This window comes from Cellulomonas sp. URHB0016 (assembly GCF_054057935.1).
On sequence record NZ_JBSRZU010000001.1, the window covers coordinates 3406657 to 3424398 of the forward strand.

A 17742-nucleotide genomic window follows, 5' to 3' on the forward strand; every position below is an offset into this window, starting at 1 on the left:
CTGGTCAGGGAGGCGCCCGCGGCCGCCGGTCGGTCAGCTGCTGCGCAGCTGGTTCCAGGCCTCCCGGCGCACGGCCTGCTCCACCGGGTCGGGGACCGGCAGCGACGCGAGGAGGCGCTGCGTGTACGGGTGCCTCGGGGCGCCGAGCACCTCGTCGCCGGTGCCCTCCTCGACGAGGACCCCGCGGTGCAGCACGGCGATGCGGTCCGCGAGCAGGTCGACGACGGCCAGGTCGTGGCTGATGAACAGGCACGCGAAGCCGAGCTCCGCCTGGAGGCGGGCGAACAGGTCGAGCACCCGGGCCTGCACCGAGACGTCCAGGGCGGACGTCGGTTCGTCGGCGACCAGCAGCTCGGGACCGAGGGCGAGCGCGCGTGCGAGGGACGCGCGCTGCCGCTGCCCGCCCGACAGCTCGTGCGGGAAACGGTCTCCGTAGGCCTTGGGCAGCTGCACGGCCTCCATGAGCTCGTCGACCCGTGCTCGCGCGTCGTGCGGGTCGCTCGCGACGCCGTGCACGACGAGCGGCTCGGCGACGCACTGGGCGATGGTCAGCAGCGGGTTGAAGCTGGTCGCCGGGTCCTGGAACACGAAGCCGATCCGCTTGCGCACCGGCCTGAAGGTCCGTTCGCGGACACCACGCATCTCGACGCCGAGCACCCGCAGAGACCCGTCGCTGATCGGCGTGAGGCCGGCGATGGCCCGGCCGATCGTCGTCTTCCCGCTGCCCGACTCGCCGACGAGGCCGAGCACCTCACCGGGCCGGATCACCAGGTCGACGCCGTCGACGGCCGTGAACCCCGGCTGCCGCAACCGGCCGGGGTAGACGATGCGCAGGTCCTTCGCCTCGACGACCGGGGTGGCCGTCGGGTCGACCGCCGGGGTGGCGAACGCGGCGCTCGTGCCGTCCACGTCGAGCGGCTCGCGGGTGCGCAGCCGGGTACCGCCGACGCGGGGGACCGCGTCGAGCAGGGCGCGCGTGTACGGGTGCTGCGGGGCGGCGAACAGGGTCCGGACGTCCGCCTGCTCGACGATCTCGCCGTCGTACATCACGGCCACCCGGTCGGCCAGGTCGGCCACCACGCCCATGTTGTGCGTGATGATCACGACCGCCGAGCCGAAGTCCTGCGGCAGGCGGCGCAGCAGCTCGAGGATCTCCGCCTGGACCGTGACGTCGAGGGCGGTGGTGGGCTCGTCGGCGATGATCAGGCCCGGGTCGAGCGAGACGGCCTGCGCGATGACGATGCGCTGCTTCTGCCCGCCGGAGAACTGGTGCGGGTAGTAGTCGATGCGGTGCTCGGGGTCCGGGATGCCGACGCGGCGCAGCACGTCGACCGCCTTCTCCCGGGCCTGGGCGCGGGACAGCTTTGCGTGTGCCCGCAGCCCCTCGATGATCTGCCAGCCCACCGGGTACACCGGGTTCAGCACGCTCGACGGCTCCTGGAACACCATCGCGGCGTCCCGGCCGCGGACGTCCCGCAGCGCCGCGCCGGACAGGTGCGTGACGTCCTGCTGCTGGGCGCCGTCGCGGCGCGAGAGCAGCACCGCGCCCTCGGTGGTGGCGGTCGAGGGCAGCAGACCGAGGATCGAGCGGGCGGTGACGGTCTTGCCCGAACCCGACTCGCCGACGATGGCCAGGATCTCGCCGGGGGCGACGCTGAGGCTGACGCCCGAGACGGCCGCCACGGACCCCCGGTCGGTGGCGAACGTGATCCTCAGGTCGCGGATGTCCACGACGGGGGTGGTGCTCATGAGCGTGCTCCGTCCTCGGCCGTGGGGCCGGCGAGCGGGGTGTCGGACGGGCCCTCGAGGGCGCGCAGGCCCTCGAAGCCCTCGGGACCTGCGGTGATGACCCCGCCGGGGACCACGGAGGCGGTCCCGACCTCGCCCGCGAGCTGGGCGGCGGCACGCCGGGTGCGCAGGCGGGGGTCGGCGAGGTCGTTGAGCGACTCGCCGACGAGCGTCACGCCGAGCACCGTGAGGACGATCGCCGTGCCGGGGTAGATGGACGTCCACCAGATGCCGCTCGTCACGTCGGACAGGGCCTTGAACAGGTCGTAGCCCCACTCGGCGGCGGACGTCGGCTCGATGCCGAAGCCCAGGAATCCCAGGCCGGCGAGCGTGAGGACGGCCTCCGAGCAGTTCAGCGTCATGATCAGCGGCAGGGTCCGCGTCGAGTTCCGCAGCACGTGGCGCGTCATGATCCGCGTGTGGCTCGCGCCGATCACGCGCGCCGACTCGACGAACGCCTCCGACTTGATCCGGATCACCTCGGCGCGGACCACCCGGAAGTACTGCGGGATGAACACGACCGTGATCGAGATGGCGGCCGCGAGGATCCCCGGCCACATGCCGGACTGGCCGCCGCTGATGGCGATGGCGACGACGATGGCGAGCAGCAGCGACGGGAACGCGTAGATCGCGTCCGCGACCACCACGAGCGTGCGGTCGAGCCAGCCGCCGAAGTACGCGGAGACCAGGCCGAGCAGGACGCCGACGACGCTCGACAGCGCGACGGCCACGACCATGACGTAGAGGGCCGTGCGGGCGCCCCAGATCACGCGCGAGAGGACGTCGTACCCGCCGACGGTGGTCCCCGCCCAGTGCTCGGCGGACGGCGGCTGCTGCGACCCGAACAGCGCGTCGCCGCTGCGGATCTGCGCGTAGCCGTAGGGCGCGAGCAGCGGGGCGAAGATCGCGGTGAGCACGAAGATCGCGGCGAGCACCAGGCCGGCGATCAGCATGCCGCGCTGCAGGCCGACGCTCGTGCGGAGCTGGTGGACGACCGGGAGGCGCTTGTACAGCGGCAGCCTGGCCGGAGGGGTCGTGGTCGTCATCGCTGTGCTCATCTCAGTACCGGATCCTCGGGTCGACGAGCGCCGCGATCACGTCGACGACGAAGTTGGTCAGGGCCACCACGACGGCGAGCAGCGCGACGAGGCCCTGCACGGCGACGAAGTCACGGGCCAGGAGGTACTGCACCAGCTGGAACCCGAGGCCCTTCCACTCGAACGTGGTCTCGGTCAGCACCGCCCCGCCCAGCAGCAGCGCGATCTGCAGGCCGATGACGGTGATGATCGGCACCAGGGCCGGCCGCCACGCGTGCTTCTTCAGCAGCCGTCGCTCCGCGACGCCGCGGGAGCGGGCCGCCTCGACGTAGCCCGACGACAGGGTGCCGATGACGTTGGTGCGGACCAGCCGCAGGAACACCCCCGCGGTCAGCAGCCCGAGGGTGACTGCGGGCAGGATCGCGTGCTGGAGCACGTCGACGATGGCCTCGCTGCTGCCCGTGCTGATCGCGTCGACGATGTAGATCCCCGTGCCGGCGCCCTGTCGCAGGGCGATCTCGGTGCCGGTGGAGGCCCGTCCGGAGACCGGCAGCGCGTCGAGCCACACGGAGAACGTCAGCTTGAGCAGCATGCCGGCGAAGAACACCGGCGTCGCGTACGCGAGGATCGCGCCCACTCGCAGGCCCGCGTCGGGGACCTTGTCCCGGCGCGCTGCGGCGATGCGGCCCAGCGGGACGCCGACGGCGAACGCCACGATCAGCGCGTAGAACGTCAGCTCGAGCGTCGCGGCGCCGTACGTGAGGATCACGTCGGTCACGAGCCGGTGGTCCGAGATGGTGGTGCCGAAGTCGCCGTGGGCGATGCCGCCGAGGTAGTCGAGGTACTGCGTGAGCAGCGGGCGGTCGTACCCGGCGTCGTGGATCCGCTCCTGGAGCTGCTGCGGCGTCAGCCGTCCACCGAGCGCGGCGGTGATCGGGTCGCCGGTGGCGCGCATCAGGACGAAGACCGTCGTCACGAGGATGAAGATCGTGGGGAAGATCAGCAGGAAGCGGACCAGCAGGTAGCGGCCGAGGCCCCCGCCGGTACGTGGTCGCCGCTTGCCCGGGGCGTCAGGGGTCTCGACGGGTGCGGCGTCCGTCGGCGCGCCCGTGGTGATGGAGGTCATGGGAATCCTGCCTGTGCTGCGGTCTGCGGCCGGGTCGGCACCGTGCTGGCCCGGTCGGCTCGTCCCGTGCGGTGCGCGGGGACGAGCCGACCGGCAGGGTGGTCCTCAGCCCTTGGAGAGGGCGCCGTACCGGAACTTGAAGGACCCGTCGAGCGTGTCCTCCGCGCCGCTGACGTTCTTGCCGACGACCGCGACCTGGGCGCCCTGCAGGTACGGGACCGTCGAGAGGTCCTTCGCCACGGCGTCCTGGATCTGCTCGATGAGCTTGGTGCGCTCGGCCGGGTCCGGCGTCGACGCCTGCTGGAGGATCAGGTCGTTGACGGTCGGGTTGTCGTAGTGGTTGGCGAGGAAGTTCTCCTTGAGGAAGAACGGCGTCAGGTAGTTGTCCGCGTCGGAGTAGTCCGGGAACCAGCCGAGCTGGTAGGCCGGGTACACGTCGGCCACGCGGTCCTTGGAGTACTGCACCCACTCGGTGGTCTGCAGGTCGACGGCGAACAGGCCGTCCTTCTCCAGCTGGTCCTTGATCAGGCCGTACTCGTCGCCCGACGACGGGCCGTAGTGGTCGTTCGAGTACTGCAGGCTCAGCTTGACCGGCGTGGTGACGCCCGCGTCGGCCAGGGCCTGCTTCGCCTTGTCGGCGTCGGGGCCGCCCTCGCCGTCGCCGTAGAGGCCCTTGAGCGAGTCGGTCGAGCCGGTGAGGCCGTCGGCGACGTACGAGAACAGCGGCGTGTAGGTGCCCTTGTACACCTGCTCCGAGAGCGCGTCGCGGTCGATGAGGTCCGCGACGGCCTGGCGGACGGCGAGCGCCTTGGCCGGGTCGGCCTCGGCCGTCTTGGTGCCGTAGGGCTGCGTGTCGAAGTTGAACGTGATGTAGCGGATCTCGCCGCCGGGGCCGTCGACGACCTTGACGTTGTCGTCCCCGCGCAGGTCCTCGATGTCGGTGGCCGCGAGGCTGCGGTACGCGACGTCGATGTCGCCCTGCTGGATCTCGAGCTTGAGGTTCGAGGAGTCCGCGTAGTACTTGACGTTGACCTCGTCGGTCTTCGGCTTGCCCAGCAGGCCCTGGTAGTCCGGGTTGGCCTTGTAGGACACGAGGTTGTTGAAGTCGTAGTCGGTGATCACGTACGGGCCGGCGAACGCGTTGGCCTTGACGATGTCGTCGTCGGGCGTGAGGGCGTCGGGGGAGAAGACCTCCTCGTCGACGATCGCGCCGGGGAAGCTCGACAGGATCTGCGGGAACACCTGGTCGTCAGCCGCCTTGAGGTGGAACACCGCCGTGGTGTCGTCGACGGCGTCGGTGCTCTCGAGGTTGTAGAGCAGCGACGACGGGCCGTCGGGGGCGGCGATCTTGAGCTGCCGGTCGAACGTGAACTTCACGTCCGAGGCCGTCAGCTCGTGACCGTTGGCGAACTTGAGGCCGGGCTTGAGCTTGACGGTGTACTCCGTCGGGCTCGTGAACTCGGCGGACTCGGCGGCGTCGGGCTCCACGTCGGAGGAGCCGTACGGCGCGTTCATGAGGAACTCGAACACCTGGGTCTGGACGGCGAGGGACCCGTTGTCGTACGAGCCGGCGGGGTCGATGGTCACGATCTTGTCTGTCGTGCCGATCGTGATGGGACCGCCGCCGCTGCCGCTGTCGGCGGTGCTGCCACCGTCGTCGGAGCTGCCACTGCACGCGGTGAGCACGAGGGCGGTGGCCGCGATACCTGCGGTGGCCGCGAGCATGCGGCGACGGTTCTGCGCAACGGAGGACATCCGCTACCTCTTTCGTCAGGAGCCGGCGGCCTGCTTGTGGCAGGCCACGTGTGTTCTATGTGGACGGATGTCTAACACACAGATGTGACGCAGGATCCCACCGTCTTACTGGTGCGTAACATCCAGATATCGAGATGGTCACGGCCCGGCGACAGTGCCGAGAGGGCTCCCGTCCTGCGGCGACGGTGCCGCGCGGTGCCCGTCCCAGCGACCATGGCACGATCGCGGCCGGTCAGCACGCTGCGGCCTGACCGCGACGTGGCGGCAGCGCGGTTGCCGTGCCGCGTGCCAGGCTGGCGCCGTGGACGACGCCTCCGACCTGGCCGCCGCGGGGACCCGGGACGAGCCGGAGCTCGCCGAGCTGACCCGCCTGGTGCGCGAGTTCAGCACCGAACGCGACTGGCAGCAGTTCCACGACCCGAAGTCCGTGATCCTCGCCCTCGTCGGCGAGGTGGGGGAACTCGCGGAGCTGTTCCAGTGGGTCCCGGCGGCCTCGGCCGTCGAGGTGTTCGACGCCCCCGACCGGCGGGCGCGCGCCGCCGAGGAGATGGCCGACGTGCTCGTCTACCTCGTGTGCCTGGCCGACGTGCTCGGTGTGGACCTCGGCGCGGCGGCCCGGGCCAAGCTCGCCGACTCCCACCGGCGGTTCGTGGCCGACGAGGTGCGGGGACGGGCACCGGAGAAGCGGTGACGCGGGGCTCGGGACCGCCCGGCTCCACCACCACACCGTGGTCGTGTATGCGGGACGAAGGGCCCTCACGAGCGGCCGGGCGGGGGCCTAGCGTCGGGCGCATGCCTCGTGTGCGGTCGGTCCTGCGTGTGCGTCGAGCGTGGGTGGCCGCGGCTGCCGTCGCCGTGTGCGCCGCGGCGGCCCTCGTCCGGGACGTGATCCACGTGACCGGCCAGGTCGGCCGTGGCGACTGGGCGTGCGTCGCCGTGTCCGTCACGGCGGGGAGCGTGGCGCTGTGGGCACTGCTGTCGCTCGGGATGGAGCACCGCCACCACGGGCACCGGTGAGCCGTCGGGCCGGTTCGTGGCCCGCGCCGTCAGTACTACGCCGACTACAGCGGATGGTGGCGTGACGCATCTGTCCTCACCGAGATCGGTCCCGCCCTCGCCGGGCTGTTCCGTGACGCCGAGCCGACCGTGATCCTCGGAACCGAGGCGCACGGCTTTTCTGCTCGGACCGCTGGTCGCGCGCACCTCGGCATCGGGTTTCGCCGCCGTGCGGAAGGAGCCCGAACGCGCCTCGCACGACGAGGTGTGGCTGGTCCGGAGGACTCCGCCCGACTACCGGGACCGGGACCGGCACCTCGACCTCGCCGTCCGCCGCGCCGTGCTCCGCTCCGGTGACCGGGTGCTCTTCGTGGACGAATGGGCCTCGAGAGGCGGGCAGGCGCTGGCATGCCAGCAGCTGGTCGACGACGCACAGGCTCGGTGGCTGGGTGCCGCGGTCGTCGTGGACGCCCTGGAGAACTCAGCCGACCGACGTGCGCTCCACCTTCGCGGCCTGGTCCACGTGCGGGAGCTCGACCGCCGCTGAGCCCGCGGACGAGCCGCGACCGAGTCACCGTGACCGCCTCGCGAGCGGATCGCCCGTGGGTGCGCTCGTCGAAGTCTGCGACCTCGACGACACGGCGGTCAGGTGGTGGGCCCCGTGGGGATCGAACCCACAACCCGCGGATTAAAAGTCCGCTGCTCTGCCAATTGAGCTAGAGGCCCCGACGTGCGGCAATTCATCGGGAGAACCCTAGGGAGAAGGCTAGGGACAACCCGGCGTCCTGCGCGTCGCCGAGGACAGGCTACGTGCTCGCCATGCCGTCCTTCGTGTCCTGACCGACCGACACTCGCGCAACGTGCGGGGACGTCGTACGGTGCCCTGCCCTCGGTGCATGCCCGCCGATGACGCCTCGCGCCTCGCTGCAGAGCAGCGCGCACGGGTGCTTGTCGACGCGCAGCTCGCCGCGGCAGGATGGCTGGTCCAGGACTAGAGGGATCTGAACCTGATCGCCGGTCCCGCGTCGCCGTGCGGGAGACCGTGATGGCGGCCGGACACGGGCGGGCCGACTGCTCGCTGTGCGTCGACCGCCGGGTCGTCGGTGTCATTGAACCCAAGCCGCAGGGCACGACGCTGTCGGGTGTGGAGCGGCAGTCCGCGATGGACACGACCGGTCTGCCCGAGCCCCACCTGAAGAAGGCGTGAAGGCCACTCTGGATGGCCAAGTCCGACGGACAACGATGGTCACGTGTGTCTCGAGCGCATCGTGCCGGCGGGTGAACAAGGGTCGGGCGGCGAGGTCCGTCTTGGACCCGCCGAACGAGGATTCCAGGTTCCACGGGTCGCGGTGGCCCCATCGGGCGCCGTGGTCAACACGAACCGCGAAGTGTCCACCCAATGTGCAGGCGGCCCGAGTGCTCAAACCCGACCGAACGTTGCCGATCGGGCAGGACGAGTTCGTGCCGCTTCTGGGTGGCTGCCACAGTCACCGGAGAGGATCGCATGACGGCGGATCGGCGTGGTTCGGAGCCTGGGCACGTGGCGCTCGGCCTACTCATCTGGCTGGCTGGCGCGACGTTTTGCACGTGGTTCTCGCTGCAGACCTTGACGGGCGGATGGCTGGATACATGGGACTGCACGATCGGCGCGCCCAACGGCAACGGCCCCGCATCTCTGTTTTGGGGCACTGCCTTCGCACTGGTTCCTTTGCTGTTCGGCGGGATGGGCGTTCTACTTTTCCGCTTCGTCCCACCGATGGTGACGCGACATAGGTTCTGGGTCGCGTGTGGCTTCTTCGTGATCGTCGCGGGTCTGATCGCTGCCGCGACGGCGTGGCTCTTTCCAGAGTTCTGGGTCACGTCAAGCAACGGGACCAGCTGCTCTTTGTTGCAGATCGGCGAGAGTCTCGACTGACCTTGGCTTGTCTCCGAGCCAGGCCCGGTATGGAACGTGGCTCACCAGGCCGCTGTACGGCTGGCCAGCCGCAGACGTCGACGAGCGCGCTGGCGCAGCCGACGGTTTCCGACTGGTGCGACGGTTCGTCACGTTCGCATCCACCGGCGGGGAGGACTTCGGTGGACGTCACCGCGCATGACCAGGTGGGCAGCTACAGGCTCGACTTCGCGGTCCGGCACGCGCAGCGACCTGGCAGGTTCGTGCTCGCCGTCGAAGCGGACGGCGCCGCGCACCACTCGGGCGTCTTCGCCCGCGAGCGTGACCGGCTACGACAGCAGTCGCTCGAGGCGCGGGCCCGGCGTTGGTGCGCATCTGGTCGACCGACTACTTGCGCGACCCCGACAGCCAGATCGCCCGCGTCCTGACCGCCTACCAATCCGTTCGCGACGGGCGACGGGCACCCCTGACCGCAGAAGCAGCGCCGAGACCATGCCGTCGGGCCGACCAGCAAGGGGCGAGGTTCGCAGGTGGGCCACGGCGGAGTCGAGCGGTGTTTGGCGGCAGTGCGTCAACGGGACCGTCGTCCACGTCGACCGGATCAGGACCCGACGGGCAGACCCCGGGTTGCACTGAGGTCGCCCGCGGCCTGGGCGAGCAGGAGGCGGGTGGCCTCGGCGGCGGGGACCGGCCGGGAGAACAGGTACCCCTGCACCAGCGGGCACTCCAGCTCCACCAGGGCGGCGGCCTCTGCCTCGGTCTCGACGCCCTCGGCGATGACGGACAGGCCGAACCGGTCACCCATCGCGACCATCAGGCCCACGAGCTCCCGGCTGCGCTGGCTGGTCAGGATGCGCTGGACGAACGAACGGTCGACCTTCAGTGCGCCGACCGGCAGCTCGTGCAGGGCGGACAGGGACGAGTGTCCCGTCCCGAAGTCGTCCACGTGGATCTCGATGCCCTCGGCGCGCAGCTGGCCCAGGAAGCTCACCGCGACGTCCTGGCTGTGCATGATGACGCCCTCGGTCACCTCGAGCACCACCGAGGACGCCGGGACCCCGAAACGGCCGAGGGCCGAGTGCAACGTGGGGCGCAGGTCCGGGTCCCAGAACTGACGGTTCGACAGGTTGACGCTCACGGTGGACTCGTCGAAGCCGGGAACGGTGTCGAGCCACTCCCGGATCTGGCGGCAGGTCTCGATGATCGTCCACTGGCCGATCGGCCGGATCTGGCCCGTGGCCTCGGCGACGGGCAGGAACTCGTCGGGAGGGACCATGCCGCGCTGGGGGTGGTGCCAGCGGATCAGCGCCTCCAGGCCGACGATGCGGCGGGTGTCCAGCCTCACGATCGGCTGGTAGTACAGCTCGAACTGGCCCTCGGCGATGGCTTGGTCGAGAGCGGACTCGAGCTGCAGGCGGGCCATCGCGCGGGCGTGCATCGCCTCGTCGAACATCACGACCGAGCCCGGCCCCTGCGCCTTCGCCCGGTACATGGCCGTGTCGGCGTCGCGCAGGTACTCGTCGGCGGAGGCGTAGCCGGCCGCGGTCACGGCGATGCCGGCCGCCGCACTGACGGCCCGGGTCCCCTCGGCGAGGGCCACCGGGACGGACATGGCGGTGAGCAGGCGCTTGACGATGTCCGGCAGGCCGGAGACGTCGCGGACATCCTCCAGGAGCAGCACGAACTCGTCGCCGCCGAACCGCGAGACCGTGTCGCTGACGCGCAGCTCGGCCGACAGCCGCTTGGCGACCTCGACGAGGAGCTCGTCGCCGACCTGGTGGCCGAGGCTGTCGTTGACCACCTTGAAGCCGTCCAGGTCCAGGAAGACCACGGCGAACGTGAAGTCGGCCTGGCGCCGAGTGCGCAGGATCGCCCGGTCGAGCCGCTCCAGGAACAGGGCCCGGTTGGGCAGTCCCGTCAGGAGGTCGTGGTGGGCGTCGTTGCGCAGGCGCTCTTCGAGCTTCTTGCGCTCGGTGACGTCCGTCATGGACCCCACGAGCCGCGACACCTTGCCGTCCGGGTCCCGGACCGAGAGCGCGTTCGTGATCATCCAGCGGTAGGTGTTGTCCGCCGTGCGCAGCCGGTACTCGACCTCGAGGGACGCGTCGAGACCGGTCAGGTGGTTCGAGAGTGCCCGGTCGACGCGGAACCGGTCGATCGGGTGGATGCGGCTCAGCCACTCCTGGGCGGTGGCGTCGAGCTGGTCGTCGGAGTACCCGAGCAGCGCCTTCCAGCGCGTGGAGTAGTAGACGGTGTCCGATCTGAGGTCCCAGTCCCACATGCCGTCGTTGGCGGCTTCCGCGGCCAGGGCGTAGCGCTCCTCGCTGACCTGGAGCCGCTCGACCGCGCGGGCCTGGTCCAGCGCCACCGACAGCAGGACCACCCAGTGGTTGAACCGCTCGAAGACCGCTTCCTCCATGACGTCGAAGGGTGCGCTGAGGGCGAGGAAGCCGTGGTCGCTGCCGTCGAAGCGGACGGGCAGCACGAAGGTCAGCTCGTCGCGGTCCGGCTCGTCGAGCCGTGCCAGGGACGCCGGCGGGAAGGCACGGACGTCCACACGCTCGCCCAGGTGCACGCCTGCCGTGTCGTGGGGGTAGACCCCGGCGAGCTGCAGCTCGCCCGCGTCGTCCCACAGGGCGAGGGCGGCGGCTCGCATGTCGGTGCCGTCCAGCCAGGCCAGTGAACGGACGTCCCGGTCCTGGCGGCGCACGAGCTCGGTGCTGACCAGGTTGAAGCGGCGCTGGATCTCGACGTGCTGGTTCACGACGGCGTTGCTCTCGTTGCGCCGGTGGAACTTGAGTGCGCGGGTCGCGACGTCCACCGACCGCCGGTCGACCGCGGCGGCGGCGAGTGCGTCGCCGGGACGGAGGTGGGCGGTGACGGCCTCGGCGAGCTGCCGCACCACGTGGAGGGCGTTCAGGGGGTAGGGCGACCCCGCGGACACGTGCCGCAACGAGTCCCCAGCGGCCTTGTCCGCCTTGTTGAGCCCGTCGACGGTGCCCGGGTCGGCCTCCGCCAGGAGCGTCTCGGTGGAGAGCGCGACGAGGTGCTGGACCGCGGCCCGCAGGCCGTCCAGCTTCGTGCCCGTCAGGATCTGCTGGCCGTACAGAGCCCTGCCGAGCTCGACGATGAAGGGGCGGCTCAGCTTGTCCAGGCCGGACCCGGTGGCGGCCTCGTCGACCTCGGACCCGCGGCACCCGCAGGACTCCCGTACGACGAAGCTGACCGGCATGCAGTGCAGGCCCGGCTCGACGTGCTCGCCGGCCAGACCACGCAGGGCCAGCGAGCACGCGACGGCGCCGGCCGTGGTGAAGCTCTGGGCCACGGTCGACAGCGCCGGGTTGTGTTCGGCGGCCTCGGGGATGTCGTCGAACCCGACCACCGCGATGTCGTCCGGCACCACGAAGCCGTCCGCGGCGAGCGCCTCGATGAGCGCCATCGCGGTCACGTCGGTGCAGGCCACCACGGCGGTCGGCATCTCGTCGAGCTCCCGCAGGCTCCGCACGGCGGCCGTCGCCTCGTACTGCTCGTCGAGGGTCCAGGCGATCGGGAACGGCTCCGTCGGGGTCAGGCCGTAGGAGCGCATGGCCTCGCAGTACGCCTCGTACCGCATCGCGTCGTCGGCGTTGGCCGGTTCCCGCCCGGTGAACGCGATGTTCGAGTGCCCGTGGCCCACGAGGTGGTCCAGGGCCGCCGTGATGCCCTGGGCGTTGTCCGGGACCACGGTCGGGCAGGCGTACCCGGACGGCGCCTCGTACACGGTCACGACCGGCTTGCCGCTCGCGGCGAACTCCCGCAGGTAGGAGGCGTCGACGGACGCCTGCGCGACGACGAGCGCGTCGAGGTTGTCCCAGCCGACCTGCGCGGTGAACAGCTCGTCCTCGAAGTCGAGGAACCCCGCGTCGTGGGTCTGGATCGCCACGATCCTCGCTCCGTGCGCGCTCGCGGTGTCGATCACGCCGGTGAGCATGCTCCCGAAGAAGTACCCGTGGACGTTCGGGGCGATGTATCCGATGGTCGGCTGACGAGGCCGGTTGCCGACGCCACTGACGTCCCGGTCCTCGCTGCTCGTTGACACCGCCATGACCGGTGATATCGACAGCTGCCGGACGAATCTGAACGTTGCGTCGGCAGTGTGCGGTCGACGGCTCCGCACGGCGACGGGCGCATCGCGCCGCCCCAACGTGTCGACGTCGGAGCCAGCTCGACCAGAAACGCGACCGCCGAGCGTCGCGTGGGACTCTGCGCGCACCTCCGGCCTGGTCGATGGTCGCGTCCCGGACCGCACAGACGCCCGCTCATCACCAGCCATCAGGAAGGGCGCGCTCTGACGGCCGATCGACAAGGTCTGCTGCGTTCGTCGACCCACGGGCGGATGGTCGCTTCACTCGTCGACCGCGCGCCGGTGCAGCGCTGGTGTATTTTCAGGCCGCTGCCGTCGCCCGGAACGGTTGGTCGGTCCGTCCGCGCGTCGTCGAGCTGGAGCACCATGTCGCCTCATCCCCCTCGCCGCCCCCGAGCGCGTCTTGGCGCACTGGCGGTGACGCTGGCGCTGGTGGTCGGAGGAGAGGTGCTGACGCCCATGGTCCCGGTCGCAGCGGCGTCGTCCGATCCCTCCGACGCGTCGGCGCATGCAGTGGGTGTCGCGGACGACGGGCGATCCGGGTCGGACACGTCGCCCGCGCCCTCCACGACGGGCGACGGCCCCGAAGCGCCACAACCGGCGGCGCCTCGGACCGGTGGTGCGGCGGCTGGGCCGACCGGGGCGACGACGGCCGGCCCGACGGCGACAGCCGCGAGCACCGGAGCGCCGGAGCTCGCACCGGAGTCGCAGCCGTTGGAGGCGCAGGACGCGAGCACGCCGTACCCGCCCCGCGGTGTCAGCATCACGGAGCCCGGCGTCGACCGGTTCACGATCGGGTGGACCGAGCCCGTCGGGGGCGCCACGCCGACGGGGTACCGCGTGTGGGTCTGGGAGCGGGCCTGGGACGGGACGACCCAGGTCCTCGACCTGACTGTCGACGCCGGCACCCGCAGCTTCGTCGCGACCGGCCTCAAGAGGGGCACGGAGTACTCGGTCGATGTGGCCACCGTCACCGCTGCGGGGCTGTCGGCGGCGGAGCACGACGTCGCGAGGACGGTGCTGACCGACCACCGGCCCGAGGGTGCCCTCGAGTCGGTGGCCGTGATCCCGGGCGGAGCCGGCGTGCGGGTCGTCGGCTGGGCGCTGGACGTCGACTCCGCCGACCCGCTCGACGTCGAGGTCCGGGTCGACGGCGTCCGGGTGGACCGCGCGGTGGCGAACCGGAACCGACCTGACATCGGTGCGGCGCACCCGGGGAGCGGCGACCTGCACGGGATCGACTACACGTGGTGGTGGGCTGTCCCCAGCAGCATCGTCGGCACCCACGAGGTCTGCCTCTGGACCCAGGAGCCGAACGAGCCGTGGCAGCTGGGTGAGACGAAGCTCGGTTGCAGGAGCGTCACGATCAAGCCTGCGCAGCCTCTCGTCGGCAACGTCGACGCCCTCACGAGGTCCGGATCCAGCATCACGGTGGCGGGCTGGTCGCTCGAGCCGTCGGGCGGCGAGGACGTGGTCGTCATCGTCGAGGTCGACGACGACGTGGTGACCGACAGGTGGACGGCGTACCTCCACACGGACGTCGTGCGGCCGGACGTGGCCGCCGCCTACCCGGGCACCGGTGCTGAGCACGGCTTCACGGTCACCCTCCGGTCCGACCCCGGCAAGCACCAGGTGTGTCTGTGGGCGTTGCGCGAGTGGGCGGACACCGCGACGAGGACGTCGCTCGGGTGCCGGTTCCTCGGGGTGGACCCGACAGTCCCGGTGGGGAACTTCGAGTCCCTGGCGAGCACGCCGGCGGGGCTGTCGTTCTCGGGCTGGGCGGTCGATCCGCAGGCGGCTGGTCCGATCGACGTCGACATCCACCTCGACGGCAGCCTCGTCGGGACGGTGAGCACGACGACGGCGCGTGGCGACGTGGGACGGGCGTACCCCGGGACGGGCGACCTGCACGGCTACTCGGCATCGTTGCCGGCGGTGCCGGGAAAGCACGAGGTCTGCCTGTCCACCTACGACGCCACGTACGACCGGGACACCCCGTTGGGCTGTCGCACGGTGACCGCGGTCCCGCAGGCGAACCAGCTCCCGGTGGGGAACTTCGAGTCGTTGACGTCGAAGGGCTCGTGGGTGACGTTGTCGGGGTGGGCGCTGGACCCCGACGTGAACGGTTCGGTCGACGTGCACTACTACGTCGACGGCGGCTGGGGCGGCGCCGAGAGTGCCCAATCGTGGCGGCCGGATGTGGGCCGGGCCTACCCGGGGACGGGTGACCAGCACGGGTTCAGCATGGGGTTCGAGGCCCTTCGGGGGACGCACCAGGTCTGTCTGTACGCGATCGACGCCACGTCCGGGGGAAACACCCCGATGGGGTGCCGGACGGTGAACGTGGCGATGTTCGGAGCGCTGCACGCCCGGTGGGCTCCACGCTGACCTCCGTCGGGGCCCTGCGGCGTTCGATGGATGAACGTCCGTTCGGCGCCCATTCGCCTACCGGGTGGGCCGCCGTAGGGATACCCTCCCGGCACACGATGGCTCCGCTGAGCCGGGGCCCCCAGCAGAGAGCATGCCCAGGTGAGTGTGGCCGCAGGTCATCCCGGTGCGGTGGTGTCGCGATGAGCCTGAGCGTGTGGATGCGCCCGGCACGTGCGGCCGACGGCGGGCTGCTCGTTCCGGGTACACCGACAGGTCGGGGATGCGACCTGCTCCTGGCTCCGGCCGGCGCCCGGGTCACCATGGGGGACGTGCGGATCGAGCTCCCCTACGAGGAGTACGGCGACCCCGACCACGGGTGGTTGATCACCCGGTGGAGCTCAACCCGAGGCGGCGACCAGATCGGGGCAGCCATCGGCGGCACCGGCACGCACCTGGGGGACATTGCCGCCCTGCGAGCAGGACGGTCGACAGCGGTGACGGCGTTCAATGCCGTCTCGACCACGCGCGACCGTGCCCCGCTGTTCGCGTCGTCGTTCGTCCGTCCGGGGGTCGAAGCAGACACCGACGCGATGGGCGTCCTGTGCCGGACCCTCGCGCTACGACCGACATGGCGCCCACAGCTCGCCGACCCGCACCGCGTGGCGGCGTTCCTGCATGACCTTGCGACCCGTGAACACGAGGCGTTGGACAGTCGCACCGGTGTCCGCCGGCGAACCGTCGAGACGTGCGTCGCGATGGTCCAGCTCGGGCTCGCGCACCCGCTCCAAGGGCGCCCATTGCCCGACCAGGCGCTACCCCCCGAGGACGAGGTCGTGGACCGGGTGACGCGAAAGGTCGCGAACAACCGGTACGCGCTGCGTGCTGACGAGGCGACGATCCGGGCGATCGTGAAGCGGAACTACCTCGACATCGAGCCATGGCCGTTCTGGGCGCTGATGCCCGCCGACACCGCTGGGGCATGACGGGGACGACGCGCGACGGGTCGGCTGGGGACGCTCGCCTGGCTCTCGAGGCCCGGGCGGGCGGCTGACGAGCCGCGCCCTGTCGCGGACGCGACGTCGACGTACGCAAGGAGCACGTCCTCGGGCTGGGCGACCGGTCAGCGGCCGTCGAGCAGCTGGACCACCGACGTCGAGCCGAGGTGGCGCGCCCACTCGAGCGGCGTCGCGCCGAACCGGGCGTCGCGCGCGGAGGGGTTCGCGCCGAGGGCCAGCAGCAGCGTCACCATCTCGGGGTCGTCGTCCGCCGCTGCCGCGTGCAGGGCCGTCTCCCACGGTTGCTCGACGGGAGCGTCGCGCCGCCCGAACGCGTTGACGTCGAAGCCGAGCTCGACCAGCAGCGTGACGGCCGGAGCCTTGCGCCGCGACACTGCCCACACGACCAGTCCTGGTCGGGCCCGGACCGCCGAGGCGCGCACGTCGTCGCCGAGCGCTGACACGCGGTCGCGGTCCCCGGTCATCACTGCCGCGACGAACTCGTCGACCGGGGCGAGGTTGCCCGGTGTCGCGCCGTGGGACGCCAGGTAGTCGGCGATCTCGCGGTCGCCCGTCATCATCGCGAGACCCCACGGGCTCGGCGGGTTCGCGACCGGTTCGTGTGTCGACGGCCGCCCGGCCGCCGGCCACGGCCCTCCGTCGAGCGGCGAGCGGACGTCCACGCCGTGCTCGGCGAGCAGCCGGACGCGGGCTGCCTGGCCGTGCTCGACGGCCCAGCGCAGGAGGTCGCGGACGAGCTGTTGGGGGGAGTCGACCACATCGGGCCCGAGCCGTCGCCTCCAGACGCCGCCGTCGCCCTGGCCGAGGCCGTAGCCGAACAGCAGCTCGAGGTGGCCGTCGTCGGTGCCGAACATGCGGTTGTACAGCGTCTGGCTGTCGTTGGGGTCCGCGCCCCGGTCGAGCAGCAGCGTGGCGAGGGCGACCGACTCCGGGTGCCGCGGCTGGCGCTGCGGGCCGCCCTCGCCCTCGCCGAAAGCACCGGTGAGCAGCGTGAACGGTGTCGGAAGCCCGTTCCACAGGTACCCCTCGTCCGGGTCCGCACCCGCGTCGAGCAGCATCCGGGCCGTGGTCGTGGCGTCCCCGCCGCTGATCCGCGAGTACGCGAGATAACCCAGGGGACGCCAGCCGCGCGGACCGCCGCGGCGCTGGGCCAGGCTCGGGTCGCGGGCGAGGAGCCGTGCCACGGCGTCGGGGCGCGCTGCGGCGGACGCGGCCCAGATGTCGCCGTCGACGACCTCCGGGTGCGCCTCCAGCAGCGCACGCGCGGCCGCCCACCGGCCAGGGCCGTCGGCCGCGGAGTAGGTCAGGCAGGCCAGCCGGCAGAGCTCAGCGGCGACGCTCCGGGGCGCCGACTCGTCCTCCGGCGCCCAACCGTGCTCGGCGACGGCGTCGAGGTAGTGGCGAAGCCGGGGCCAGCTCAGGAAGCCGTACTCGCGGGCGAGCGTGAGCTGCGCGGCGTTGAGCGGGAGAGCGGACAGGTCTGCCGGGGGGTTCGGATGGTGCCGGGCGATCCGGGCTGCGGCGGCGGGGTCACCCGCCGCGGCGGCGCGCTGCAGATCTCGGGCCTGCCGGCGCAGGTGTCCGAGGTCGGGCTGTTCGGGCAGTGACACGGTCGCCACAGCGACCCCCTCTCGCCG

At 71.5% G+C, this 17742-nt stretch carries 14 protein-coding genes and 1 tRNA gene; 8 read left to right on the forward strand and 7 right to left on the reverse strand.

All coding sequences use genetic code 11. The features are described 5' to 3' along the window. Nucleotides 1-33 precede the first annotated feature (33 nt). From ACVW07_RS15685 to ACVW07_RS15700, 4 genes are all read right to left on the reverse strand, one after another. Entirely contained in the window at nt 34-1749 is a 1716-nt protein-coding gene (locus tag ACVW07_RS15685) for an ABC transporter ATP-binding protein (RefSeq protein WP_456820155.1), read from the reverse strand. Continuing rightward, a complete protein-coding gene (locus ACVW07_RS15690) occupies nt 1746-2846 on the reverse strand; it encodes an ABC transporter permease (protein WP_456820156.1) in 1101 nt (366 codons plus the stop codon). Before ACVW07_RS15690 ends, ACVW07_RS15685 begins: the two co-directional genes overlap by 4 nt. A 1-nt stretch (nt 2847) precedes the next feature. Continuing rightward, nucleotides 2848-3951, reverse strand: coding sequence for an ABC transporter permease (locus ACVW07_RS15695; RefSeq protein WP_456820157.1), 1104 nt, complete (start codon nt 3949-3951; stop codon nt 2848-2850). A 105-nt stretch (nt 3952-4056) separates the two neighbouring features. Further along, nucleotides 4057-5706, reverse strand: a complete 1650-nt coding sequence (locus tag ACVW07_RS15700; protein ID WP_456820158.1) for an ABC transporter substrate-binding protein — start codon at nt 5704-5706, stop codon at nt 4057-4059. 301 nt (nt 5707-6007) lie between these two features. Here ACVW07_RS15700 and ACVW07_RS15705 point away from each other — a divergent pair, with 301 nt between their 5' ends. The 3 genes from ACVW07_RS15705 to ACVW07_RS15715 all read left to right on the forward strand — a co-directional run bounded on the left by ACVW07_RS15705 (nt 6008) and on the right by ACVW07_RS15715 (nt 7249). Beyond that, complete coding sequence (locus tag ACVW07_RS15705; RefSeq protein ID WP_456820159.1) at nt 6008-6397, forward strand: nucleotide pyrophosphohydrolase; 390 nt, start codon at nt 6008-6010, stop codon at nt 6395-6397. A 101-nt stretch (nt 6398-6498) separates the two neighbouring features. Continuing rightward, nucleotides 6499-6723, forward strand: coding sequence for a hypothetical protein (locus ACVW07_RS15710; RefSeq protein ID WP_456820160.1), 225 nt, complete (start codon nt 6499-6501; stop codon nt 6721-6723). Between the two features lie 208 nt (nt 6724-6931). Next, nucleotides 6932-7249: a phosphoribosyltransferase family protein gene (locus ACVW07_RS15715; protein WP_456820161.1), complete on the forward strand. Its 318-nt coding sequence runs from the start codon at nt 6932-6934 to the stop codon at nt 7247-7249. Between the two features lie 103 nt (nt 7250-7352). On the opposite strand, the gene ACVW07_RS15720 is transcribed toward ACVW07_RS15715, so the two are convergent. Further along, nucleotides 7353-7428, reverse strand: a tRNA-Lys gene (locus tag ACVW07_RS15720). A 319-nt stretch (nt 7429-7747) separates the two neighbouring features. Between ACVW07_RS15720 and ACVW07_RS15725 the strand changes: the two genes are divergently transcribed. From ACVW07_RS15725 to ACVW07_RS15735, 3 genes are all read left to right on the forward strand, one after another. Continuing rightward, nucleotides 7748-7909, forward strand: a complete 162-nt coding sequence (locus tag ACVW07_RS15725) for a hypothetical protein (RefSeq protein ID WP_456821137.1) — start codon at nt 7748-7750, stop codon at nt 7907-7909. Nucleotides 7910-8242: 333 nt separating this feature from the next. After that, a complete protein-coding gene (locus tag ACVW07_RS15730) occupies nt 8243-8617 on the forward strand; it encodes a hypothetical protein (RefSeq protein ID WP_456820162.1) in 375 nt (124 codons plus the stop codon). Between the two features lie 29 nt (nt 8618-8646). Beyond that, nucleotides 8647-9024, forward strand: a complete 378-nt coding sequence (locus ACVW07_RS15735; RefSeq protein WP_456820163.1) for a hypothetical protein — start codon at nt 8647-8649, stop codon at nt 9022-9024. A 173-nt stretch (nt 9025-9197) separates the two neighbouring features. Here ACVW07_RS15735 and ACVW07_RS15740 read toward each other — a convergent pair whose 3' ends face one another. Further along, nucleotides 9198-12674 carry an EAL domain-containing protein gene (locus tag ACVW07_RS15740; protein WP_456820164.1) on the reverse strand — a complete coding sequence of 1159 codons (3477 nt, stop codon included), beginning with the start codon at nt 12672-12674 and terminating at the stop codon, nt 9198-9200. A 759-nt stretch (nt 12675-13433) separates the two neighbouring features. Between ACVW07_RS15740 and ACVW07_RS15745 the strand changes: the two genes are divergently transcribed. Then, nucleotides 13434-15107, forward strand: coding sequence for a fibronectin type III domain-containing protein (locus ACVW07_RS15745; RefSeq protein WP_456820165.1), 1674 nt, complete (start codon nt 13434-13436; stop codon nt 15105-15107). Nucleotides 15108-15289: 182 nt separating this feature from the next. Beyond that, on the forward strand, nt 15290-16072 hold the full coding sequence (locus ACVW07_RS15750; protein ID WP_456820166.1) for a hypothetical protein: 783 nt from the start codon (nt 15290-15292) through the stop codon (nt 16070-16072). Nucleotides 16073-16209: 137 nt separating this feature from the next. Here the strand turns inward: ACVW07_RS15750 and ACVW07_RS15755 are convergent, their stop codons facing one another. Continuing rightward, nucleotides 16210-17724: an ankyrin repeat domain-containing protein gene (locus ACVW07_RS15755; RefSeq protein ID WP_456820167.1), complete on the reverse strand. Its 1515-nt coding sequence runs from the start codon at nt 17722-17724 to the stop codon at nt 16210-16212. Nucleotides 17725-17742: the final 18 nt, after the last annotated feature.

What these genes read in the sequence shown, in the direction of transcription:
- ACVW07_RS15685 (WP_456820155.1), bottom strand. Translation starts at nt 1,749, where the DNA reads ATGAGCACCACCCCCGTCGTGGACATCCGCGACCTGAGGATCACGTTC.
- ACVW07_RS15690 (WP_456820156.1), bottom strand. Translation starts at nt 2,846, where the DNA reads ATGAGCACAGCGATGACGACCACGACCCCTCCGGCCAGGCTGCCGCTG.
- ACVW07_RS15695 (WP_456820157.1), bottom strand. Translation starts at nt 3,951, where the DNA reads ATGACCTCCATCACCACGGGCGCGCCGACGGACGCCGCACCCGTCGAG.
- ACVW07_RS15700 (WP_456820158.1), bottom strand. Translation starts at nt 5,706, where the DNA reads ATGTCCTCCGTTGCGCAGAACCGTCGCCGCATGCTCGCGGCCACCGCA.
- ACVW07_RS15710 (WP_456820160.1), top strand. Translation starts at nt 6,499, where the DNA reads ATGCCTCGTGTGCGGTCGGTCCTGCGTGTGCGTCGAGCGTGGGTGGCC.
- ACVW07_RS15725 (WP_456821137.1), top strand. Translation starts at nt 7,748, where the DNA reads ATGGCGGCCGGACACGGGCGGGCCGACTGCTCGCTGTGCGTCGACCGC.
- ACVW07_RS15735 (WP_456820163.1), top strand. Translation starts at nt 8,647, where the DNA reads ATGGAACGTGGCTCACCAGGCCGCTGTACGGCTGGCCAGCCGCAGACG.
- ACVW07_RS15750 (WP_456820166.1), top strand. Translation starts at nt 15,290, where the DNA reads ATGAGCCTGAGCGTGTGGATGCGCCCGGCACGTGCGGCCGACGGCGGG.